Below are 23,407 nucleotides of genomic sequence, written 5' to 3' on the forward strand. Positions count from 1 at the left end.
GCAGAAGGCAGTTCTTTAAGATCTGCGCTGGCGGTATGGCAGGCACCACGGCAGCAGCACTGGGCTTTGCCCCGAGCATCGCACTCGCGGAAACACGGCAGTATAAATTGCTGCGTACCCGTGAGACCCGTAACACCTGCACTTACTGCTCTGTCGGCTGTGGGCTTTTAATGTATAGCCTCGGCGACGGCGCAAAAAATGCGAAAGCCTCGATTTTCCACATCGAAGGGGATCCAGATCACCCGGTAAACCGTGGTGCATTGTGTCCGAAAGGCGCAGGTCTGGTGGACTTTATCCACTCCGAAAGCCGTCTTAAATATCCTGAATATCGCGCACCTGGTTCTGATAAATGGCAGCAAATCAGCTGGGAAGAAGCGTTCGACCGTATCGCTAAGCTGATGAAGGCTGACCGCGATGCCAACTTCGTCGAGAAAAACGATGCCGGCACCACCGTTAACCGCTGGCTCACGACCGGTATGCTGTGTGCCTCGGCGTCCAGCAACGAAACCGGCTATTTAACCCAGAAATTTACGCGTGCACTCGGTATGCTCGCGGTCGACAACCAGGCGCGCGTCTGACACGGACCAACGGTAGCAAGTCTTGCTCCAACATTTGGTCGCGGTGCGATGACCAACCACTGGGTCGACATCAAGAACGCCAACCTCATTGTGGTGATGGGCGGTAATGCCGCTGAAGCTCACCCGGTCGGGTTCCGCTGGGCGATGGAAGCCAAAATTCACAACGGCGCGAAGCTGATTGTTATCGATCCCCGCTTTACGCGTACCGCGTCGGTGGCGGATTTCTATGCCCCAATTCGTTCCGGTACCGACATTACCTTCCTGTCGGGCGTGATGCTGTACCTGTTGAACAACGAAAAATTCAACCGTGAGTATACCGAGGCGTATACCAACGCCAGCCTTATCGTGCGCGAAGACTTTAGCTTCGACGACGGTCTGTTTAGCGGTTACGACCCGGAAGCACGCAAGTACGATAAGACATCCTGGAACTACGAGCTGGATGAAAACGGTCACGCGAAACGGGATACCACCCTCACCCATCCGCGTTGCGTCTGGAATCTGCTGAAACAGCATATTTCCCGCTACACGCCGGAAATGGTTGAGAAGATCTGCGGTACGCCAAAAGCTGACTTCCTGAAAGTCTGCGAATACATCGCCGAAACCAGCGCCCACGACAAAACCGCCTCGTTCCTTTATGCACTGGGTTGGACGCAGCACTCCATCGGCGCGCAAAACATCCGTACCATGGCGATGATTCAGCTGCTGCTGGGCAATATGGGGATGGCTGGCGGCGGCGTAAACGCCCTGCGCGGACACTCGAACATTCAGGGGCTGACCGACTTAGGCTTGCTGTCACAGAGCCTGCCGGGCTATATGACGCTGCCAAGTGAAAAACAGGCTGACCTGCAAACCTATCTGACCGCCAACACGCCAAAACCGCTGCTGGATGGCCAGGTTAACTATTGGGGTAACTACCCGAAATTCTTCGTCTCAATGATGAAGTCTTTCTATGGGGATAAGGCCACGGCGGAAAACAGCTGGGGCTTTGACTGGCTGCCGAAATGGGACAAAGGCTACGACGTTCTTCAATACTTCGAGATGATGAATCAGGGCCTGGTCAATGGCTATATCTGCCAGGGCTTCAACCCGGTTGCCTCATTCCCGAACAAAAACAAGATTGTCGCCTCGTTGTCGAAACTGAAGTACCTGGTGACTATCGATCCGCTCAACACCGAAACCTCGACCTTCTGGCAGAACCATGGCGAGTCGAACGATGTTGATCCGTCGAAAATCCAGACCGAAGTGTTCCGCCTGCCGTCCACCTGCTTTGCCGAGGAGAACGGTTCTATCGTTAACTCCGGACGCTGGCTGCAGTGGCACTGGAAAGGTGCGGATGCCCCGGGGGATGCGGTCACCGACGGTGAAATCCTCGCCGGTATCTTCATGCGTCTGCGTAAGATGTACGCCGAAGAAGGCGGCCCGGCGCCAGAACCCGTGCTGAACATGACCTGGAACTACTCAACGCCAAATGAACCGGCTTCCGAGGAAGTGGCGATGGAGAGCAACGGTAAGGCGCTGGCCGATATTATCGACCCGGCGACCGGTGCGGTTATCGTGAAGAAAGGCCAACAGCTCAGCTCGTTTGCCCAACTGCGTGACGACGGGACAACCGCCAGCGGCTGCTGGATCTTCGCCGGTAGCTGGACGCCTGAAGGCAACCAGATGGCGCGCCGCGATAACGCCGACCCATCCGGCCTTGGCAACACGCTGGGCTGGGCCTGGGCGTGGCCGCTCAACCGCCGTATTCTGTATAACCGCGCTTCCGCTGACCCGCAGGGCAACCCGTGGGATCCAAAACGCCAGCTCCTGAAATGGGACGGCGCGAAGTGGGGCGGCGTGGATATTCCGGACTACAGCGCTGCGGCGCCGGGCAGTAACGTCGGGCCGTTCATCATGCAGCCGGAAGGGATGGGTCGCCTGTTTGCCCTCGACAAGATGGCAGAAGGTCCGTTCCCGGAACACTATGAGCCGTTTGAAACGCCGCTGGGGACTAACCCGCTGCACCCGAACGTCATTTCCAACCCTGCCGCCCGTATCTTTAAAGGCGACAAGGAAGCGTTGGGGAAAGCGGATAAATTCCCGTACGTCGGTACCACCTATCGTCTGACCGAACACTTCCACTACTGGACTAAGCATGCGCTGCTTAACGCCATTGCGCAGCCGGAACAGTTTGTAGAGATCGGTGAAAAGCTGGCAGATAAGCTCGGCATCGCCCACGGCGATACCGTCAAAGTCTCCTCCAACCGTGGCTATATTAAAGCTAAGGCGGTGGTGACCAAGCGTATCCGCACGCTGAAAGTGGACGGTAAGGATATCGATACTATCGGTATTCCAATCCACTGGGGCTACGAAGGCGTAGCGAAAAAAGGCTTTATTGCCAATACGTTGACGCCATTCGTCGGCGATGCGAACACGCAGACGCCGGAATTTAAGTCCTTCCTCGTGAACGTGGAAAAGGTGTAACGGAGACGACCTATGGCTTATCAATCGCAAGATATTATTCGTCGTTCCGCCACTAACGGTTTCACTCCCGCGCCCCGCGCGCGGGATCACCAGGAAGAGGTGGCAAAGCTTATCGACGTCACCACCTGCATCGGCTGTAAGGCTTGTCAGGTGGCGTGCTCGGAGTGGAACGACATCCGTGATGAAATCGGCAGCAACGTCGGAGTGTACGATAACCCCGCCGATCTGACCGCTAAATCCTGGACGGTCATGCGCTTCTCGGAAGTGGAGCAGAACGACAAACTGGAATGGCTGATCCGTAAGGATGGCTGCATGCACTGCGCCGACCCAGGCTGCCTGAAGGCGTGCCCGGCGGAAGGGGCTATCATTCAGTATGCCAACGGTATCGTCGACTTCCAGTCCGAGCAGTGCATTGGCTGCGGCTACTGCATCGCGGGCTGCCCGTTCAACGTCCCGCGTCTTAACCCGGAAGACAACCGCGTCTACAAATGTACGCTGTGCGTCGACCGCGTTAACGTCGGGCAGGAACCGGCGTGCGTGAAAACCTGCCCAACCGGCGCTATCCACTTTGGTTCTAAAGAGGATATGAAAACGCTGGCGGGCGAGCGCGTGGCCGAGCTGAAAACCCGTGGTTATGATAATGCTGGGCTGTACGATCCGGCCGGCGTTGGCGGTACGCACGTGATGTACGTGCTGCACCATGCCGACAAGCCGAATCTGTACCACGGCCTGCCGGAAAACCCGGAAATCAGCGCTACCGTGAAGTTCTGGAAAGGCGTCTGGAAACCGTTAGCCGCTATCGGCTTTGCCGCCACGTTCGCTGCGAGCGTCTTCCACTACGTCGGGGTCGGTCCGAACCGTGCGGAAGAGGAAGAGGATAATCTTGATGAAGAGAAAGACGAGGTGCGCAAATGAAAAGACGTGACACCATCGTGCGCTACACGGCGCCGGAACGCATCAACCACTGGGTCACCGCCTTCTGCTTCATTCTGGCGGCGGTGAGCGGGCTGGGCTTTTTCTTCCCGTCCTTCAACTGGTTGATGCAAATCATGGGCACTCCGCAGCTGGCGCGCATTCTGCACCCGTTTGTCGGCGTTATCATGTTTGCGTCGTTTATCATCATGTTTTTCCGTTACTGGCACCATAATCTAATCAATCGGGATGATATCTTTTGGGCGAAGAATATTCGTAAGATCGTCGTCAACGAGGAAGTAGGTGACACCGGGCGTTATAACTTCGGTCAGAAATGCGTTTTCTGGGCGGCGATTATTTTCCTGGTTCTGCTGCTGGTGAGCGGCGTGATTATCTGGCGTCCGTATTTTGCGCCTGCTTTCTCAATCCCGGTGATCCGATTCGCGTTAATGCTGCATTCATTTGCCGCAGTGGCGTTAATTGTGGTTATCATGGTGCATATCTACGCCGCCCTTTGGGTGAAAGGCACCATTACCGCGATGGTGGAAGGATGGGTTACCAAATCGTGGGCGAAGAAACATCACCCGCGCTGGTACCGTGAAGTCCGCCAGAAACAGGAAAAGTCATCTGAATGAGTATTCGCATAATCCCGCAAGATGAGCTGGGTTCGAGCGAGAAACGTACGGCGGAAGTCATTCCGCCGTTGTTGTTCCCCAGACTCAAGAACCTCTACAATCGTCGCGCCGAGCGTCTGCGCGAGCTGGCAGAGAACAACCCGCTGGGCGACTACCTGCGCTTTGCGGCACTGATTGCTCACGCACAGGAAGTGGTTCTGTACGACCATCCGCTGCGGATGGATCTGAGCGCGCGTCTTAAAGAGGCAAACGACCAGGGCAAGCCGCCGCTGGATATCCACGTTCTGCCGCGCGATAAACACTGGCACACGCTGCTGCACTCCATGATTGCTGAACTGAAGCCGGAAATGAGTGGCCCAGCGCTGGCGGTTATCGAGAATCTGGAGAAAGCCTCCGAACAGGAGCTGGAGCAAATGGCCAGCGCGCTGTTTGAATCGGATTTCTCATCCGTCAGCAGCGATAAAGCGCCGTTCATCTGGGCCGCCTTGTCACTCTACTGGGCGCAGATGGCGAGCCTGATTCCAGGTAAAGCCCATGCAGAATACGGCGAACAGCGTCAGTACTGCCCGGTGTGTGGCTCAATGCCGGTTTCCAGCATGGTGCAAATTGGCACCACTCAGGGGCTGCGCTATCTGCACTGCAACCTGTGTGAAACCGAGTGGCATGTCGTGCGCGTGAAGTGCAGTAACTGCGAACAAAGTCGCGACCTGCACTACTGGTCTCTGGATAATGAGCAGGCTGCGATTAAAGCCGAAAGCTGTGGCGACTGCGGCACCTACCTGAAGATTCTGTATCAGGAAAAGGACCCGAAAGTGGAAGCCGTGGCTGACGACCTCGCCTCACTGGTGTTGGACGCGCGGATGGAGCAGGAAGGGTTCGCCCGTAGCTCTATCAACCCGTTCCTGTTCCCGGGGGAAGGGGAGTAAGTTCTCTGGTAAAACCGGGCGGTCATCCCTGCCCGGTTTACAATGCGTAAGGCACTATCACGCCAGGTAGCCCGGCAAAATCCTTTGTATTACGCGTGACCAATTCTCTTCGGTGTATATGCGCAGTGGCCAGAATGATGGCATCCGGCAGCTTCATGCCATATTCCTGCCTCAGGTTGACACTCTTTTCGGCAATCTCGGGCGATATCTCTATGACCTCAAAAGCATTCAGGGCCATTCTTGTGCGCCGCTCCTGATGAAATCGCTTTGCGCCCACCATCACCTCCATCCAGGTAATCAAGCTAATAGCATGCTGCGGCGGATACAAATCCAACGTATTTTTAGCTTCAACCCGGCCACTAAACAGATCGATTAAAATATTAGTATCAAAGATGACTGGACCATTCATCGCGTCCACTCCTCGCGGAGTTTTCTTTCGAATTCAACGCCATCGTCTTCACACTCTTGCCAAATGCCAAGCGCGCCGGCGATAGCCTGTTCAGCCTGATTTTGTTTCTCCAGATACATTTCTACCGCTTCACGTAGCAGCTCCGCACGTGGCATATTCCGCTGCTGCTTGAGCTCATCGAGACGCCTGATCACCTCATCTGATAGATCGAGAAGTATTCTGCCCATATCCCTTTCCGCCATCATACTCATATATACCTCTAGTATATCATCCATGCTCAATAAGCGAACAAAATACACGCAGTTCGCTAAACGTGGCACTCTCATTTTGTAGAAATAATCGTTTTTGCGAGCGGCTATCCAGAATAATGCTGCAACTTTATTTACCCGTTTCTCTTCTCATTAAACCAGGTTATAAACTGTACATACATACAGCCTTAGGAGCCTTATATGCCACTGGAAAAAGGAATTGCGGAACTGGTTGCCGGGTTTATCGCTGCGGGCCGCCCCTCTTCACGAGAGCAGAATATTGATGATCGGAGAGTGGGCTATATTGCCAGCACGTCGCTGGCGGGCGAGAAAGAGATTCGAGTAAAATCGGAAGATATCGTGCTGGAAGGGATGACATTTCGCGTCGTTTCGCCGCTAAACGCATCCGGTTCGCTACCCTGTATCCTCTACTATCACGGCGGCTGTTTTGTTAGCGGCGGCTTTCTGACTCATGACCTCCAGCTACGGCAACTGGCCTGGAAAAGCGGCTGTAGAGTGATTGCCATTCAGTATCGTCTTGCGCCAGAGCACACCTTCCCTGCGGCTCATGACGACGCTGAACGTGGGGCCAATATCGTCCATCAATACGCGGAGCAGTTAGGCATCGATCGTGAACGTATCACGCTTGCTGGTGACAGCGCAGGCGGGCACCTGGCATTGGTCAGCGCGCTACGCCTGAAATCAACCGCCCAATGGTCTCCGGCGAAGCTGCTGCTGATCTACCCGATGCTTGACGCTACCGCCAGTTTCCCCAGCTATGCCAGCAACGGGCAAGACTACATCATCACCCGCGATACGCTGCTATCGGGTTTTGAAATGTATCTCCAGGATACCGACCTCCGCCACCCGGAAGCCAGTCCGATATGGCGTGAAGATTTTGCCGGTTTACCGCCGGTGCATATTCTCACCGCAGAGTTCGATCCACTGCGTGATGAAGGCGAAGCGCTATATCACCGCCTGAACGACCAGGGCGTGGCGTGTACTTGCCAGCGCTATCTCGGCGTTATCCACGGATTTTTCCAATTGGGCGGCGTGAGCAAGACGGCGCGGGACGCAATACGCGACGTGGCCTGGCGCGCGGCCACTCGTGAATAAATAGCATCAGGAGCGTGGGCTCTAAGCTACTCCTCTTCGTTGCCGCCTTCTTCGAAGGCGCCAAAAGGCTTAGCGGGAAGCACGATATAAGTGCCTTCAAATACCACGCCCGCTTTCTCATCACCGAACAGCTCAACCTGTAGCTGAACACGCGCTTTGCGGCCACGGGCCAGTCGGTCCAGGTCGCCGCTCAGTGAGCCCAGGTCGGCGATCGCCGTTGGTCTGCCGGCAATCGGCCGGCTATAGCGGATATGAGCATCGGCTAAGATAATTGTGCCGCCCAGATGGCGCTCACGCAGCATCAGCCAGATAAGGCCCCAGCCGGTCAGTGTCGCCAGCGAGAACAAGCTACCCGCGAACAGCGTGTGGTGTGGATTCTGGTTACCGGTTTCCGGCATGGTGGTGATAAATTTCTGCCCGGTGTACTGCTGAATGCGCACGCCCATCTTTTCGCTGAGCGGGATATGATCGTACCAGGCCTGCTGCAACTGCGCGCACCAGTCACCACGATGCAGAATATCGTCCAACGACGCCACCGGTTTAATCATCAGAAAGTGGCGCACCGGCGTGGTTTGCGGGGTGGTGATCTCCCCCTGGTTCACAAAGCCCAGCTTGGCGAAAAACGGCACGGCATCTTCACGCGCGCTACAGGTTACACGCTTCACGCCTTCCTGTCGGGCGACAGATTCCAGCGTCATGGCGATCAGCGTGCCCAGTCCTTTGTCCTGCACTTCTGGATGGACAGCCATAAAACGAATCGACGCTTCGTTATCGGCGTTGATGTACAGTCGCCCGACAGCGACCAGCTTTCCCTGTTCATCCACCACCATCTGATGGTGCGCCATCGCGTCCCAGGCGTCTCGCTCGGACCCTTTTGGCTGATGCAACGGCTTACGCAGCATTTCCCAACGAAACTGGTAGTATTCCTCTAACTCTTCTGCCGTTTGCGGTACTCGGAGATGGTACATAATCGCGCTCTCTTTTGCTCCCCGCGTTCTACCGGGAAGTGGGTTCATACCTGTAACCAGAATGTCACGGGGCCATCATTGACCAGTGACACCTGCATATCTGCAGCGAATCGTCCCGTTTGCGTGTTGATCTCCTGCTGGCGGCAGCGCTGCACAAAGTACTCATAGAGTTCTTCTGCACGATCCGGGGCCGCACCTTTGGAAAAACCAGGACGCATCCCGCGCTCGGTATCAGCCGCCAGCGTAAACTGTGACACCACCAGCACGCTGCCGCCGGCCTGCTGCACGTTCAGGTTCATTTTGCCGTCGGCATCGCTAAAAATACGGTAGCCGAGCACGCGCTCGCACAGGCGATTCGCTTTTTGTTCGTCGTCGTCTTTCTCTACGCCCAGTAGCACCAGGAGTCCTGGGCCAATCTCCCCCGTCACCTCGTCCGCCACGCTTACGCTGGCGCGGGTGACGCGCTGAATTAATGCAATCATGGTTCTTCTGCTTCTTGTTGTTCTGATTTCAGTTTTCGGTATTCACCGAGAGTGACAGTTATTTCTGCGCCAAGCAAGACGATACACCACGTCCAGTAGACCCAGACAAACAAAATGGGGATCACCGCCAGCACGCCGTAAATCAGCTGGTAAGAGGGAAATGCGGTGATATAGAGCGAGAAGGCTTTCTTACCAAGTTCGTGCAGCAGCGCGGCGACCAGCGCCCCGACAATCGCATCGCGATTCGGCACCTGAGTTGTCGGAACGATGCTGTAGAGCAGCCAGAAGGAAAGCCAGGAGAGCAGCAGCGGGAACAACCGCAGCAGGTTATCAATCACGCCGTGAAGCTCGCTGGCCCAGCGCAGCGAAAGCAGATATGAGCTAATTGCCAGGCTCACCCCCGCCAGCAGCGGGCCGAGGGTGAGAATCATCCAGTAGACCGCAAACGAGTAAAGATGCGGGCGCACACGCTTGCTGCGCCAGATCGTGTTCAGGGCGCTGTCGATGGAGTACATCAACAGCAGCGCGGTAATGATCAGGCCACAGGCGCCAAACGCGGTCATTTTGTTGGAGTTGGCGACGAACTGCTCGATATAGCGCTGAATAACGTCGCCGGTCGCGGGCAGGAAGTTGGCAAAAACGAAGTGGCGAATTTGCAAACTCACTTCCGAGAACATAGGGAAGGCCGCAAACAGAGCGAAAATGACCGCCACCAGCGGCACAAGTGAAAGCAGCGACACGTAGGCCAGGTTGCCCGCCAGCGTCGTCATATTGTCTTCATCAATGCGCCGCCAGAGTATTTTGAACCACGCCACCAGCGGCCGGGTATATTTTTGATGACCGGTTTTTAGCATAACGTCTTCGTAAAATAATCGGGTAGGGTTTCACGCCCTGTCACCAGCACGCTGGTTATCCCCAACCGGCTAGCACCCTCTATATTATCGGCGTTATCGTCAAAAAAGACCGCATCGGCGGCGGAAAAACCTTCCAGTTCAAGTACGCGCTGGTAAATACGGGCCTCTGGTTTACGCATGCCCATCTCCTGCGAGAGGTAAACATGGTCAGCGGCAGCATAAATTTGCGGATATTCATCCGGCCAGAAAGTCGTGTGCAGCGCATTGGTATTCGAGAGTACTACCACCCGGTGTCCCTGCTCGCGTAGCGTCTTCATGATATCGATAACTTCGGGACGCAGTGCGACAAACACCGCCTGCCAGCCGTGGGCAAACTGCTCGTAACTCAGCGGAAGTTCCAGGTCGTGACACATCGCTTTCGCAAATGCTTCATCCGATATTTCACCGCGTTCGTGCTGGTGAAATGCCTCCCCCATAGTAAAGCGCTGCTTCAACTGCGCCAGCGGCACACGGGCAAGGTCGCTCCACGTTCCCAGAACACGGTTGAAATCAATGTCGACAATCACATTACCTAAATCAAAGATATAGAGCATTTTTGCCTCCGTTCACGCCGTGGAATTTTTACTGTAGCGGGAAAGGCGGGGTTTGACCATGAACAAAAGCGCGCTATCAGAAAAAGAAAAACCCCGCCATAAGGCAGGGTTTTGGTCACGGAAAAAAGAAGATTACTCTTCTTTCGCACCGCGCATTGCGCGACGACGGTCGTTTTCCGTCAGGTGACGTTTACGGATACGAATAGACTGCGGAGTCACTTCGACCAGTTCGTCATCATCGATGAATTCCAGAGCTTGCTCCAGAGTCATGCGGATAGGCGGAACCAGAACAACCGCTTCATCCGTACCGGATGCACGCATGTTGGTCAGTTTCTTACCGGTCAGGCAGTTGACGGTCAGGTCGTTAGAACGGCTGTGAATACCTATGATCTGGCCTTCGTAAACTTCTGCGCCGTGGCCCAGGAACAGCTTACCGCGGTCCTGCAGGCTGAACAGTGCGAACGCAACTGCTTTACCCTGACCGTTGGAGATCAGTACGCCGTTCTGACGCTGACCCACATCACCCGCACGAACGTCGTCGTAGTGGCTGAAGGTGGAGTACAGCAGACCGGTACCGGAAGTCATGGTCATGAATTCTGAACGGAAGCCGATCAGACCACGGCTTGGGATCACGTAGTCGAGACGTACGCGGCCTTTACCGTCTGGATTCATGTTTTTCAGGTCGCCTTTACGCTCGCCCAGTGCCTGCATGACAGAACCCTGGTGCTGCTCTTCGACGTCCAGCGTTACGTTCTCGTATGGCTCTTGTTTGCGGCCATCGATTTCGCGGAAGATAACTTTCGGACGGGATACCGCCAGTTCGAAACCTTCACGACGCATGTTTTCAATCAGAACGGACAGGTGCAGTTCACCACGGCCAGAAACGCGGAACGCATCGGCGTCAGCGGTTTCTTCAACGCGCAGCGCTACGTTGTGCACCAGCTCTTTGTTCAGGCGGTCAAGGATCTGACGAGAGGTAACGAATTTACCTTCTTTGCCACAGAACGGAGAGGTGTTAACGCAGAAGAACATAGAAACAGTCGGTTCATCGACGGACAGTGCCGGCAGCGCTTCGACGTTCTGCGGATCGCAGATGGTGTCGGAGATGTTCAGCTCGCCCAGACCGGTGATGGCGATGATGTCGCCCGCTTCCGCGAGGGTGCTGTCGATACGTTCCAGACCCAGGTGAGTCAGCACTTTACCGACTTTACCGTTACGGGTTTTGCCTTCGCTATCGATGATAGTGATCTGCTGGTTCGGTTTCACTTTACCGCGTTTGATGCGGCCGATACCGATAACGCCAACGTAGTTGTTGTAGTCCAGCTGGGAGATCTGCATCTGCAGCGGACCATCAAGGTCTACGTCCGGCGCCGGTACATGGTCAACAATCGCCTGATACAGCGGGGTCATGTCTTCAGCCATGTCTTCGTGATCCAGACCCGCGATACCGTTCAGCGCAGAAGCGTAAACGATCGGGAAGTCCAGCTGCTCGTCGGTCGCGTCGAGGTTAACGAACAGGTCAAATACCTGATCAACAACCCAGTCAGGACGCGCGCCAGGACGGTCAACTTTGTTGATAACAACAATTGGCTTCAGGCCGTGGGCAAAGGCTTTTTTGGTCACGAAGCGCGTCTGCGGCATCGGACCGTCCATTGCATCAACCACCAGCAGCACAGAGTCGACCATGGACATTACACGTTCAACTTCACCACCGAAGTCGGCGTGCCCCGGGGTATCAACGATGTTGATACGGTAGTCATTCCATTTGATAGCGGTGTTTTTTGCGAGGATGGTAATCCCACGCTCTTTCTCCAAATCGTTGGAGTCCATCACACGCTCTTGAGTTTCAGCACGCTCGTCGAACGTACCGGATTGCTGCAGCAGCTTATCAACCAGGGTAGTTTTACCATGGTCAACGTGAGCAATGATGGCGATGTTACGCAAATTTTCGATCACAACTTTGCCTCGGGCATTAGAAATAGCGCGTTATTGTACACGGATTAATCGCACTACAAAACAGGATCACAGAGATCCTCCGCAAACAAGTATCGCAGAGTTTCTTTGTGATCGCTTTCACGGAGCATAAAAAGGGCACCTAATCACAATTTGCACCAATATGGTGCTCAACGCTCGCGTGTAAGCACTATAATGGTGCAAAACGGCTATCATGGTGCAGCCCTTTTGCACTATGGTGCGCATGATAGCGCCTTTTGGGGGTGATTTAAAAGTTGGCACAGATTTCGCTTTATATTTTTCACGGCAACAACGCCATTTTTAAGCAGTGATAGAAGACCTCGTTACCACGACGACGACAATGACAAATCCGGGAGATGTAAAGTATGTCCGCTGAACACGTTTTGACGATGCTGAATGAACATGAAGTGAAGTTTGTCGATCTGCGCTTCACCGATACTAAAGGTAAAGAACAGCACGTCACGATTCCTGCCCATCAGGTGAATGCCGAATTCTTCGAAGAAGGCAAAATGTTTGACGGCTCCTCTATCGGCGGCTGGAAAGGCATTAACGAATCTGACATGGTTCTGATGCCGGACGCATCTACCGCTCTCATCGACCCGTTCTTTGAAGAGTCTACCCTGATTATTCGTTGTGACATCCTGGAACCTGGCACCCTGCAGGGCTACGACCGTGACCCGCGCTCCATCGCTAAACGCGCTGAAGAGTACCTGCGTTCTACCGGCATCGCAGACACCGTTCTGTTCGGGCCAGAGCCAGAATTCTTCCTGTTTGACGACATCCGTTTCGGCGCGTCCATCTCCGGTTCCCACGTCGCTATCGATGACATCGAAGGCGCATGGAACTCCTCCACCAAATACGAAGGTGGTAACAAAGGTCACCGTCCTGGCGTGAAAGGCGGTTACTTCCCGGTTCCTCCGGTAGATTCTTCTCAGGACATCCGTTCTACCATGTGTCTGATCATGGAAGAAATGGGTCTGGTAGTTGAAGCGCACCACCACGAAGTGGCAACCGCTGGCCAGAACGAAATCGCGACCCGCTTTAACACCATGACCAAAAAAGCGGACGAAATTCAGATCTACAAATATGTGGTTCACAACGTCGCTCACCGCTTCGGTAAAACCGCGACCTTTATGCCAAAACCGATGTTTGGCGATAACGGTTCCGGCATGCACTGCCACATGTCCCTGTCCAAGAACGGCGTAAACCTGTTCTCCGGTGACAAATATGCGGGTCTGTCTGAGCAGGCGCTGTACTACATCGGCGGCGTTATCAAACACGCTAAAGCGATCAACGCCCTGGCTAACCCGACCACCAACTCCTACAAGCGTCTGGTCCCGGGTTACGAAGCGCCGGTTATGCTGGCTTACTCTGCCCGTAACCGTTCTGCATCTATCCGTATTCCGGTTGTTGCTTCTCCGAAAGCACGTCGTATCGAAGTACGCTTCCCGGACCCGGCAGCTAACCCGTACCTGTGCTTCGCCGCGCTGCTGATGGCTGGCCTTGACGGTATCAAGAACAAGATCCATCCGGGCGAAGCCATGGACAAAAACCTGTACGACCTGCCGCCGGAAGAAGCGAAAGAGATCCCACAGGTTGCTGGCTCTCTGGAAGAAGCACTGAACGCACTGGATGCAGACCGCGAGTTCCTGACTGCAGGTGGCGTATTCACTGATGAAGCTATCGATGCTTACATCGCGCTGCGCACCGAAGAGAACGACCGCGTTCGCATGACTCCGCACCCGGTAGAGTTCGAGCTGTACTACAGCGTCTAATACGTTTTGAGTTGTACTTTCCCGATGATGTCGCGTCATTGCCGATGGGTGCTGGCGCGATAATCGGGAATTGAGTTGCCGTGGAAACTTTCAGCCCATCTCAGGATGGGCTTTTTTCTCCACCAACAACCTGATTTCCCGCGCTTTTTATCCGTAAAAAGCTATACTGCACTAAAACAGTGCAAGCCTTTTCAGGAGACTGCTAAATGGCAACAGGCGCGCTGCCCGATGCTGGGCAGATCCTTAACTCGTTAATCAACAGCATTTTACTGGTCGATGACGATCTGGCCGTTCACTACGCAAACCCTGCGGCACAGCAGCTGTTGGCGCAGAGCGCGCGTAAACTTTTCGGCACGCCGCTTCCCGAGCTTCTGAGCTATTTCTCGCTCAACGTCGGCTTAATGCAGGAAAGCCTGCAAACCGGCCAGGGGTTCACCGATAACGAAGTGACGCTGGTTATCGACGGTCGCTCGCATATTCTTTCGCTCACCGCACAGCGGCTGCCTGACGGCTTTATCCTGCTGGAGATGGCGCCAATGGATAATCAGCGTCGCCTCAGCCAGGAGCAGCTTCAGCACGCTCAACAGATTGCCGCGCGCGATCTGGTGCGTGGCCTTGCCCATGAGATTAAAAACCCGCTGGGTGGCCTACGCGGTGCGGCACAGCTGCTGAGTAAAGCGCTGCCCGACCCCGCGCTAACCGAATATACCAATGTCATTATTGAACAGGCCGACCGTCTGCGTAATCTGGTCGATCGCCTGCTTGGCCCGCAGCATCCCGGTACGCATGTCACCGAGAGCATCCATAAGGTGGCCGAGCGCGTGGTGAAACTGGTTTCGATGGAGCTGCCGGAAAACGTCACGCTGGTTCGCGACTACGACCCAAGTTTGCCAGAATTACCGCATGATCCCGACCAGATTGAGCAAGTTCTTCTTAATATCGTGCGTAATGCGCTTCAGGCTCTGGGGTCTGAAGGGGGCGAAATCGTCCTGCGTACCCGCACCGCGTTTCAGTTAACGCTACACGGCGTTCGCTACCGCCTGGCCGCCAGAATTGATGTCGAAGATAACGGCCCCGGCATTCCATCACATTTGCAGGATACGCTGTTTTATCCGATGGTCAGCGGCCGCGAAGGTGGCACCGGGCTGGGTCTGTCGATCGCGCGCAGCCTGATCGATCAGCACTCCGGCAAAATTGAATTTACCAGTTGGCCAGGCCATACCGAGTTTTCGGTTTTCCTGCCAATTAAAAAATAAGGTGTGTTTATGCAACGAGGGATAGTCTGGGTCGTTGATGACGATAGCTCCATCCGTTGGGTGCTTGAACGCGCACTCACCGGCGCAGGGCTAACTTGCACAACGTTTGAGGGTGGGAAAGAGGTGCTGGATGCGCTGGCTACCAAAACCCCTGACGTGTTGATGTCCGATATTCGTATGCCCGGGATGGATGGTCTGGCGCTGTTAACACAAATCAAGCAACGCCATCCAATGCTTCCGGTCATCATAATGACGGCACATTCCGATCTGGACGCCGCTGTCAGCGCCTATCAACAAGGGGCGTTCGATTACCTGCCAAAACCGTTTGATATTGACGAAGCAGTGGCGCTGGTTGAACGCGCTATCAGCCACTACCAGGAACAGCAGCAGCCGCGCAATGTGCAGGTTGATGGGCCGACCACCGATATCATCGGCGAAGCGCCGGCCATGCAGGACGTGTTCCGTATTATCGGCCGTCTCTCCCGCTCTTCCATCAGCGTGCTGATTAACGGCGAGTCCGGTACCGGTAAAGAGCTGGTCGCTCACGCCCTGCACCGCCACAGCCCGCGCGTCAAAGCGCCGTTTATCGCGCTGAATATGGCGGCAATCCCCAAAGACCTGATTGAGTCCGAACTGTTTGGTCACGAGAAAGGGGCCTTTACCGGCGCCAATACCGTCCGTCAGGGGCGTTTTGAGCAGGCCGACGGCGGCACGCTGTTCCTCGATGAAATTGGCGATATGCCGATGGATGTCCAGACTCGTCTGCTGCGTGTGCTGGCCGACGGCCAGTTCTACCGCGTCGGCGGCTATGCGCCGGTGAAGGTCGACGTACGTATCATCGCGGCTACCCACCAGAATCTGGAACAGCGCGTACAGGAAGGTAAGTTCCGTGAGGATCTGTTCCACCGCCTGAACGTGATTCGCGTCCACCTCCCGCCATTACGTGAGCGTCGGGAAGATATTCCGCGTCTGGCGCATCATTTCCTGCAGGTCGCGGCCCGCGAGCTGGGCGTTGAAGCCAAGCTGCTGCACCCGGAAACCGAAGCCGCTTTAACGCGTCTGGCCTGGCCGGGTAACGTGCGTCAGCTGGAGAACACCTGCCGCTGGCTGACGGTGATGGCCGCCGGGCAAGAGGTGCTGATTCAGGATCTGCCGGGCGAACTGTTTGAAGCCAGCCAGCCGGACAGCACCGCGGCGGCGTCGCTACCGGATAGCTGGGCGACGCTGCTGGCGCAGTGGGCCGATCGCGCGCTGCGTTCCGGTCATCAAAATCTGCTTTCCGAAGCCCAGCCGGAGATGGAGCGTACGCTGCTGACGACCGCCCTACGCCATACGCAAGGGCATAAACAGGAAGCTGCGCGCCTGCTGGGTTGGGGTCGTAATACCCTGACACGCAAACTGAAAGAACTCGGAATGGAGTAAGGTCGGAGTAAAGTGTAAAAATTGCTCGATTCGCGCAAGTTGCTGCAATTTTATACTTTACTGTTCCGATGAGTTAAGTATCATTCTGCCCGCGACTACCTGGGGGAAGAAACATGCTTGAATCATTAATTAATCTGGCGTCGAGCGGTGCTGCCAGCCACTCGCCGCAAACAGCGATGGCCGCAGTGCTGTGTGCGGCGCTGGTCGGGCTGTTCAGCTAAGCCGGATGGCGCTTGCGCTTATCCGGCCTACCGTCGATTTGTAGGCCCGGTAAGCGTAGCGCCATCGTGTCGTCTTTAAATAACCCGTGAGAACTGCTGCATACGCGCTTTCTGACGCAGATAGGCGTCGAAGCACATACAGATGTTGCGAATCAACAAACGGCCTTTGGCGGTCACCTGAATGCCCTTCTCATCCACATCCACCAGCCCATCTTTTGCCAGCGGAGCCAGCAGCGCGAGGTCCTCGGCAAAGTAGTCGCTGAAGTTCAGATCCCACTGTTTTTCCACTGCCGGGAAATCGAGGCTGAAGTTGCAGATCAGCGCCTTAATCACGTCACGACGAATGCAATCATCGCGAGTTAACGCAATACCGCGCCACAGCGCGTTGCCCTGCTCGGCCACCTGCTGATAGTACAGCTTCAGCTCTTTTTGGTTCTGGGCGTAGCAATCGCCAATCATGCTGATGGCGGAAACGCCCATGCCCAGCAGATCGGTGTCGCCCTGGGTGGTATAGCCCTGGAAATTGCGGTGCAGCACACCTTCACGTTGAGCCACGGCCAGTTCGTTATCCGGACGCGCAAAGTGGTCCATGCCGATAAACTGATAGCCCGCTTGCGTCAGCGAGTTAATGGTCTCCTGCAAGATATCCAGCTTCTGCTGCGCCGAAGGCAGGTCGGCATCTTTGATTTTGCGCTGAGCGGCGAAGAGCGTCGGCAGGTGCGCGTAGTTAAATACGCTCAGGCGATCCGGATTCAGCTCTGCCACGCGCTGGAGGGTAAAAGCAAAGCTCTCCGGCGTTTGCTTCGGCAGACCGTAGATCAGATCAATATTGGTCGACGTAAAACCAATCTCACGGGCGTGGTTGAGCAGCGCGAAGATAAATTCTTCATCCTGCTCACGGTTAACCAGGCGCTGTACCTCTTTATTGAAGTCCTGCACGCCCATGCTCAGGCGGTTGAAGCCTTCGGCGCGCAGATGGTCGATAACATCCAGCTCAATTTCACGCGGGTCAACTTCAATGGAGATCTCCGCGTCCGCATCGAAGTGAAAATTCTCGCGCAGCAGCGTCATCAGACGGCTAATTTGCGCCTTATTCAGATAGGTTGGCGTACCGCCGCCCCAGTGCAGTTGGCTAACATGGCGGCCGGTAAACAGCGGCGCGCGCTGGCGGATTTCCTGCTCCAGCACGTCAAGATATTGGTCAGCTTTGTGCTGCTGGCGGGTAACGATCTTATTGCAACCGCAGAAATAGCAGAGCTTATGGCAGAACGGGATATGAATGTACAGCGACAGGGGCCGCTCAGGATAGCGCGCAACGGCGCTCAGAAACTCCGCTTCGCCGAACGCGTCGGAGAATTCCAGCGCCGTGGGATACGAGGTATACCGTGGCCCGGAATAGTTATATTTCTGGATCAGGGCCAGATCCCAGTCGATTAACTGCACAGACATGCTCACTCCTTGCGATGATGTCGAAAACGACGACGGCTTGCCGGCCTGGCCGCATTACGCAGCGCCAGCCGGTTGCGCAGCCAATTTTGACGCCGCGACAACCGTCGTAGTTTAACGAATAACCACCCCAGATAACATACAACCAAAAGGGTTATAAGCAGGACTGGCAGGCCAATCGGGTGCAAACGTTAGTTTCCGCCTCTCAGCAGACGCATGACGTCTTCCTTACCCTCTTCTTCCTCTTCTTCTTCTTCGTCATCATCGTAAGAGAGGCCGAGTTGCTGCATCAGTGCATCAATGCGATCCAGTTTGGCATCGACCCAGGCTTGCTCTTCAGCAGTCAGGGTTTCGCCCTCTTCCAGACGTTCCAGCAGCGCATCCAGGCGCTCATCAGTCTCCAGCATGTCCAGCTCAGCCTGCGGTGAAAGCATAGGTTTCTCGCTCTTCGGTTTGTGCTGCTTGACGACCGGCGCCTCAGTCACGCCCAGCGCGATCGGTTTTTTACTACCAATACGGGGGTCTTTTTGCTGCTTCTGTTTGTTGGAGCCAGATGCACCCTCACTGCCGCTGGCGCGGCTGCCCGGCGCGTGGCCACGGTGCTTCTTGTCGCGTTTACGGTCACGCGCTTCCTGATTCAGCTCTTCGCGCGTTTTACGACGCTGTTTGCCTGGCGCTTTGTTACGCGGTGCAGAGGTTGGTTTTTTCATGATGTCAGATCTTTTAAGCCGTTTTATTCAGTATAGAATTGAGCCGGAATCTAGCAGAAAGCAAACAAAGAAAAAAGGCGACAGAGTAATCTGTCGCCTTTTTTCCTGACTCACACCCTTAACGGGTTCTACATTCCATGTTTGCTTACAACGCGCCCTGTCTATCCGTTAGCTCTATAACAGTCCCTGTTATTGTTCCCTTTCCCTGCGTAACGTCTCCAGACGTTGGTCATCCTGACAGATTCCGTAGGTCTTCGCCTCCTGGCGTTCCTGACCCCTCATCCTGAGTCTAAATCCTTCTGGCGCCCTTGCCGATGGGTGCTACTTTACCTTGTTGCGTTAAACTAACAAGCAATGAGATGGCGAAAATTGGATAAATAAGATTATTGCCCGTGTGTAATATTATGATTTTAAATAATTTGCATATAATCTCGCCGATATTCTTTCCTCAATTTCCCATAGCGGATATGGCAAATGTCTTACAAACGGAAGGGCATCGGCTTACAGTTGACGATGCTGGAGTAATTCCAGCCTTTTTTTGCCGATCGGGTATAATCGCCCCCAATGCCTGATTTAACGGAGACGACCGTTTTGACTAACTGGAACTATCAACTGACGCACTTTGTCACCAGCGCGCCAGATATCCGCCACTTACCTTCCGATACCGGAATCGAAGTGGCTTTTGCCGGCCGCTCCAACGCGGGGAAATCCAGCGCCCTGAATACGCTGACCAACCAGAAAAGCCTGGCGCGTACATCAAAAACGCCGGGTCGTACGCAGCTGATTAACCTGTTTGAAGTGGCTGACGGCAAACGTCTGGTCGACTTGCCGGGCTACGGCTACGCACAGGTGCCGGAAGAGATGAAAATCAAGTGGCAGCGTGCGCTGGGTGAATACCTGGAAAAACGTCTGTGCCTGAAAGGATTAGTGGTACTGATGGATATTCGCCATCCGCTGAAGGACCTCGACCAGCAGATGATCGAGTGGGCCGTCGCCAGCGAAATCCCGGTTTTGGTACTGTTAACCAAAGCTGACAAGCTGGCCAGCGGTGCGCGTAAAGCACAGCTGAACCTGGTGCGTGAAGCGGCGATTGCCTTTAACGGCGACGTGCAGGTTGAAGCCTTTTCTTCCCTGAAAAAGCAGGGCGTGGACAAGCTGCGTCAGAAGCTGGACAGCTGGTTTAACGATATTCCGCCACAGGAAGATCCTGAGGCTGCTGCAGAGTAACCTCTCTCTACGTCCCGGATAGCGGCGCCTGGCGCCCTGTCCCGGGTACTTCCCGACCAGACTCCCTTTTTCACGACCAATCGACTGCGGCAAAACTTTTCTTTCGCCCAATAAAAAACGCCCCAGTCATTACTGACTGGGGCGGCTAAAATATTCAGCCAAATCCGATTACGTGAAGTAAAAGGTCTGAAAGATAGAACATCTTACCTCTGTACCCTACGAGAGTAACTCTACTCTTTTTTAATGCTGACAGAAAGCATTTTTTGTAGTTTTTTTTCACTTGTTACATAACGAATTCTAATGTTCATCACAAAATTAGATAAGTTATGTTGCTTACTTACATAAAACTCCATTGTTCATCGAACACTTAATGAGCTTGATCCCAATTTTCGCCACTCCCGACTTCCACCAGCAACGGCACGTCCAGCGTAGTGCTGTTTTCCATCAGTTCGTGTACTTTCTTCGCCACGGCATCCACGTCGTCTTTGTGCACTTCAAAGACCAGTTCATCGTGAACCTGCATGATCATGCGCACGCGCGGCTTCTCAGTTTCTAACCAGCCATCAACGGCAATCATGGCCCGTTTGATGATGTCAGCCGCGGTCCCCTGCATCGGGGCGTTAATCGCCGCACGTTCAGCGCCAGCGCGACGCGCGGCGTTGCTGGCTTTGATGTCCGGCAGGTACAGACGGCGGCCATCCAGCGTCTCAACATAGCCCTGTTCCTTCGCCTGCGCGCGGGTGCGTTCCATATAATCCAGTACGCCAGGGTAACGCTCGAAGTAGAGATCCATATACTTCTGCGCTTCTTTACGCGGAATGTTCAGCTGGCGCGCGAGGCCAAAGGCGCTCATGCCGTAAATCAGGCCGAAGTTGATGGCTTTGGCGCTGCGGCGCTGCTCGCCGGTGACGCTTTCCAGCGGCAGCCCGAAGACTTCCGCCGCGGTGGCGCGGTGAATATCCTTCCCTTCGGCAAACGCCTTCAGCAGGCCTTCGTCACGCGACAGGTGCGCCATGATGCGCAGCTCAATCTGCGAGTAGTCGGCAGAGACGATGACGTAATCTTCCGGCGCAATAAACGCCTGGCGAATACGGCGGCCTTCGTCGTTACGTACCGGGATGTTTTGCAGGTTCGGGTCGGTTGATGACAGGCGACCGGTGGCGGTAACCGCCTGGTGATAGGAGGTATGCACGCGGCCGGTTTTCGGGTTGATCATCAACGGCAGCTTGTCGGTGTAGGTTGACTTCAGTTTTGCCAGACCGCGATACTCAAGAATCACCTTCGGCAGCGGGTAGTCCAGCGCCAGTTCTTCCAGTACTTCTTCAGAAGTGGACGGCGCGCCACCCGGCGTTTTCTTCAGCGGCTTGATGCCTTGCTTTTCAAACAGGATGGTTTGCAGTTGTTTTGGTGAGGAGAGGTTAAACTCTTCCCCGGCAATGTCGTAAGCTTTCTGCTCCAGCTCGACCAGACGCTTGGCGATCTCCTGCGAATGCGCGTGCAGTACGGCAGGGTCAATCTTCACGCCATTACGCTCAACGCGCGACAGCACCGGTACCAGCGGCATTTCAATTTCGTTGAAAATGCGCAGCGGACCTTCATTTTTTTGCAGCTTTGGCCACATTTTCAGGTGCAGTTGTAGCGTCACGTCGGCGTCTTCTGCCGCGTAGCGCCCGGCTTCTTCCAGCGCAATCTGGTTGAAGGTGAGCTGGTTTTTACCTTTGCCTGCAATTTCTTCAAAGGTAATGGTTTTGTGCTTCAGCCAGCGGTCGGAGAGGCTGTCCATATCGTGACGCCCGGCAACGCTGTCCAGCGTGTAGGACTCGAGCATGGTGTCGTAGGCAATCCCGCGCAGTTCAATGCCGTAGTTGGCCAGAATTCCGCGGTCGTACTTCAGGTTTTGTCCCACCTTCAGCAGCGCGTCATCTTCCAGCAGCGGCTTAAGCAGTTCAAGCACACGTTCGCGGGCGATCTGATCTGGCGCGTCCAGATAGTCGTGGGCGACCGGCACATAAGCGGCCACGCCCGGTTCAATGGCGAACGACAGGCCTACCATGTTGGCGGAGATATTATCGAGACTGTCGGTTTCCGTATCGAAAGCAAACAGCGGCGCTTTCTTCAGCTTTTCGATCCAGCTAACCAGAGTGGCTTCATCGAGAATGGTGACGTAGTTTTCTGACGAGAGGGTGGCTGCCGTTTCTTCAACCTCTACCTCTACTTCAGCCACTATCGCTTTGCCCGCTGGTTTCGCCGCTGGCTTCGAGCCTTTGGCCTGCATCCAGGTACCGGACTCAACGTCGGTGATCCAACGTTTGAATTCGTATTTCTTAAACAGCGTTAGCAGTTCGTCCGCCGCCGGTGCGGCCACGGTCAACTGTTCACAGCCGAGCTCCAGCTCAACGTCTGTTTTAATGGTCGCCAGTTTGTAGGAGAGGTAGGCCAGCTCTTTATTCTGCTCCAGCTTGGCTGCCATCGTTTTCGCGCCACGGAAGGTTAACCCGGCGATTTTTTCCGGCTCGCCGTACAGCGCATCCAGGCCGCCAAGACCCTGCAGCAATGCCTGCGCCGTTTTCTCGCCCACGCCAGGGACGCCTGGAATGTTATCTGAAGAGTCGCCCATCAGCGCCAGAAAATCGATAATCAGTTCTGGCGGCACGCCATATTTCGTGACCACTTCGTCCGGACCAAGAATGGTGTTGGTCATGGTGTTGATGAGCGTAATGCCCGGCGTCACCAGCTGCGCCATATCTTTATCCCCGGTACTGATCAGCACCGGACGCCCCGTTTTTTCCGCTTCGCGCGCCAGGGTGCCAATCACGTCGTCCGCTTCCACGCCGGAAACGGCCAGCAGCGGCAGCCCCATCGCTTTTACCATCGCGTGCAGTGGCTCAATCTGCGCACGCAGATCGTCCGGCATTGGCGGACGGTGCGATTTGTAGTCTTCAAACAGTTCATCACGGAAGGTTTTCCCCTTCGCATCAAAAACCACTGCGGCATGGGTAGGTTGATACTGCAGAATCAGGCTGCGCAGCATGTTCAGCACGCCATACATAGCGCCGGTCGGCTCGCCCGCGCGGTTTGTCAGCGGCGGGAATGCGTGATACGCCCGGTAGAGATAAGAGGATCCATCAACGAGGATAAGAGGGTTTTCTGGGATCTGAACCATAATTTCCGTGCCTGTTTATCAGATTATGG

21 protein-coding genes are annotated in these 23,407 nt (G+C 55.0%); 10 read left to right on the forward strand and 11 right to left on the reverse strand.

All coding sequences use genetic code 11. From position 1 onward, the window contains the following. From fdnG to fdhE, 4 genes are all read left to right on the forward strand, one after another. On the forward strand, nucleotides 1–3,041 hold a 3,041-nt coding region (fdnG, locus tag ACW14G_RS17345; RefSeq protein WP_455648701.1), incomplete at its 5' end, for a formate dehydrogenase-N subunit alpha. A 12-nt stretch (nucleotides 3,042–3,053) separates the two neighbouring features. Beyond that, the gene (gene fdxH, locus ACW14G_RS17350) at nucleotides 3,054–3,956 is read left to right on the forward strand and encodes a formate dehydrogenase subunit beta (RefSeq protein ID WP_065357314.1); all 903 of its coding nucleotides are present in this window, start codon (nucleotides 3,054–3,056) and stop codon (nucleotides 3,954–3,956) included. Beyond that, nucleotides 3,953–4,588, forward strand: a complete 636-nt coding sequence (gene fdoI, locus ACW14G_RS17355) for a formate dehydrogenase cytochrome b556 subunit (protein ID WP_064540466.1) — start codon at nucleotides 3,953–3,955, stop codon at nucleotides 4,586–4,588. Before fdxH ends, fdoI begins: the two co-directional genes overlap by 4 nt. Further along, the gene (fdhE, locus tag ACW14G_RS17360; RefSeq protein ID WP_163448703.1) at nucleotides 4,585–5,514 is read left to right on the forward strand and encodes a formate dehydrogenase accessory protein FdhE; all 930 of its coding nucleotides are present in this window, start codon (nucleotides 4,585–4,587) and stop codon (nucleotides 5,512–5,514) included. The genes fdoI and fdhE overlap by 4 nt, the downstream gene beginning before the upstream one ends. A gap of 37 nt (nucleotides 5,515–5,551) precedes the next feature. On the opposite strand, the gene ACW14G_RS17365 is transcribed toward fdhE, so the two are convergent. After that, complete coding sequence (locus ACW14G_RS17365; protein ID WP_163448704.1) at nucleotides 5,552–5,923, reverse strand: type II toxin-antitoxin system VapC family toxin; 372 nt, start codon at nucleotides 5,921–5,923, stop codon at nucleotides 5,552–5,554. Continuing rightward, nucleotides 5,920–6,174, reverse strand: coding sequence for a ribbon-helix-helix domain-containing protein (locus ACW14G_RS17370; RefSeq protein WP_163448705.1), 255 nt, complete (start codon nucleotides 6,172–6,174; stop codon nucleotides 5,920–5,922). The genes ACW14G_RS17365 and ACW14G_RS17370 overlap by 4 nt, the downstream gene beginning before the upstream one ends. Nucleotides 6,175–6,372: 198 nt before the next feature. On the opposite strand from ACW14G_RS17370, the gene ACW14G_RS17375 reads away from it, so the two are divergent. Next, nucleotides 6,373–7,287, forward strand: coding sequence for an alpha/beta hydrolase (locus tag ACW14G_RS17375; RefSeq protein ID WP_249022531.1), 915 nt, complete (start codon nucleotides 6,373–6,375; stop codon nucleotides 7,285–7,287). 26 nt (nucleotides 7,288–7,313) lie between these two features. On the opposite strand, the gene fabY is transcribed toward ACW14G_RS17375, so the two are convergent. The 5 genes from fabY to typA all read right to left on the reverse strand — a co-directional run bounded on the left by fabY (nucleotide 7,314) and on the right by typA (nucleotide 12,140). Continuing rightward, nucleotides 7,314–8,255 (reverse strand): fatty acid biosynthesis protein FabY, encoded by a 942-nt coding sequence (gene fabY, locus ACW14G_RS17380; protein ID WP_163448707.1) that lies wholly within the window; start codon nucleotides 8,253–8,255, stop codon nucleotides 7,314–7,316. A 44-nt stretch (nucleotides 8,256–8,299) separates the two neighbouring features. Beyond that, nucleotides 8,300–8,737, reverse strand: a complete 438-nt coding sequence (gene dtd, locus ACW14G_RS17385) for a D-aminoacyl-tRNA deacylase (protein WP_163448708.1) — start codon at nucleotides 8,735–8,737, stop codon at nucleotides 8,300–8,302. Next, complete coding sequence (locus ACW14G_RS17390; protein WP_163448709.1) at nucleotides 8,734–9,591, reverse strand: virulence factor BrkB family protein; 858 nt, start codon at nucleotides 9,589–9,591, stop codon at nucleotides 8,734–8,736. Before ACW14G_RS17390 ends, dtd begins: the two co-directional genes overlap by 4 nt. Then, the gene (yihX, locus tag ACW14G_RS17395; protein WP_163448710.1) at nucleotides 9,585–10,184 is read right to left on the reverse strand and encodes a glucose-1-phosphatase; all 600 of its coding nucleotides are present in this window, start codon (nucleotides 10,182–10,184) and stop codon (nucleotides 9,585–9,587) included. The genes ACW14G_RS17390 and yihX overlap by 7 nt, the downstream gene beginning before the upstream one ends. Before the next feature lie 132 nt (nucleotides 10,185–10,316). Next, the gene (gene typA / locus ACW14G_RS17400) at nucleotides 10,317–12,140 is read right to left on the reverse strand and encodes a ribosome-dependent GTPase TypA (RefSeq protein WP_455648702.1); all 1,824 of its coding nucleotides are present in this window, start codon (nucleotides 12,138–12,140) and stop codon (nucleotides 10,317–10,319) included. Nucleotides 12,141–12,523: 383 nt separating this feature from the next. Between typA and glnA the strand changes: the two genes are divergently transcribed. The 4 genes from glnA (at nucleotide 12,524) to ACW14G_RS17420 (ending at nucleotide 16,832) form a co-directional block, all read left to right on the forward strand. Further along, on the forward strand, nucleotides 12,524–13,933 hold the full coding sequence (gene glnA / locus ACW14G_RS17405) for a glutamate--ammonia ligase (RefSeq protein WP_455648703.1): 1,410 nt from the start codon (nucleotides 12,524–12,526) through the stop codon (nucleotides 13,931–13,933). 206 nt (nucleotides 13,934–14,139) lie between these two features. After that, nucleotides 14,140–15,189: a nitrogen regulation protein NR(II) gene (gene glnL / locus ACW14G_RS17410; RefSeq protein ID WP_163448712.1), complete on the forward strand. Its 1,050-nt coding sequence runs from the start codon at nucleotides 14,140–14,142 to the stop codon at nucleotides 15,187–15,189. A gap of 9 nt (nucleotides 15,190–15,198) precedes the next feature. Then, complete coding sequence (gene glnG / locus ACW14G_RS17415) at nucleotides 15,199–16,611, forward strand: nitrogen regulation protein NR(I) (protein ID WP_064540495.1); 1,413 nt, start codon at nucleotides 15,199–15,201, stop codon at nucleotides 16,609–16,611. Nucleotides 16,612–16,724: 113 nt separating this feature from the next. Beyond that, a complete protein-coding gene (locus ACW14G_RS17420) occupies nucleotides 16,725–16,832 on the forward strand; it encodes a YshB family small membrane protein (protein WP_157093498.1) in 108 nt (35 codons plus the stop codon). Between the two features lie 75 nt (nucleotides 16,833–16,907). Here the strand turns inward: ACW14G_RS17420 and hemN are convergent, their stop codons facing one another. Together hemN and yihI are read right to left on the reverse strand one after the other, a co-directional pair. Beyond that, the gene (hemN, locus tag ACW14G_RS17425; RefSeq protein ID WP_167577216.1) at nucleotides 16,908–18,281 is read right to left on the reverse strand and encodes an oxygen-independent coproporphyrinogen III oxidase; all 1,374 of its coding nucleotides are present in this window, start codon (nucleotides 18,279–18,281) and stop codon (nucleotides 16,908–16,910) included. 188 nt (nucleotides 18,282–18,469) lie between these two features. After that, nucleotides 18,470–18,988, reverse strand: coding sequence for a Der GTPase-activating protein YihI (gene yihI / locus ACW14G_RS17430; protein WP_249022532.1), 519 nt, complete (start codon nucleotides 18,986–18,988; stop codon nucleotides 18,470–18,472). Between the two features lie 591 nt (nucleotides 18,989–19,579). Here yihI and yihA point away from each other — a divergent pair. Next, nucleotides 19,580–20,215 (forward strand): ribosome biogenesis GTP-binding protein YihA/YsxC, encoded by a 636-nt coding sequence (gene yihA, locus ACW14G_RS17435; RefSeq protein WP_249022533.1) that lies wholly within the window; start codon nucleotides 19,580–19,582, stop codon nucleotides 20,213–20,215. A 154-nt stretch (nucleotides 20,216–20,369) separates the two neighbouring features. Here the strand turns inward: yihA and ACW14G_RS17440 are convergent, their stop codons facing one another. Then, nucleotides 20,370–20,417: a spot 42 RNA, inhibition of DNA synthesis gene (locus ACW14G_RS17440; RefSeq protein WP_071892919.1), complete on the reverse strand. Its 48-nt coding sequence runs from the start codon at nucleotides 20,415–20,417 to the stop codon at nucleotides 20,370–20,372. A gap of 165 nt (nucleotides 20,418–20,582) precedes the next feature. Then, nucleotides 20,583–23,378, reverse strand: coding sequence for a DNA polymerase I (gene polA / locus ACW14G_RS17445; protein WP_419057163.1), 2,796 nt, complete (start codon nucleotides 23,376–23,378; stop codon nucleotides 20,583–20,585). Between the last annotated feature and the right edge of the window lie 29 nt (nucleotides 23,379–23,407).

The organism is Kluyvera sp. (assembly GCF_965301105.1).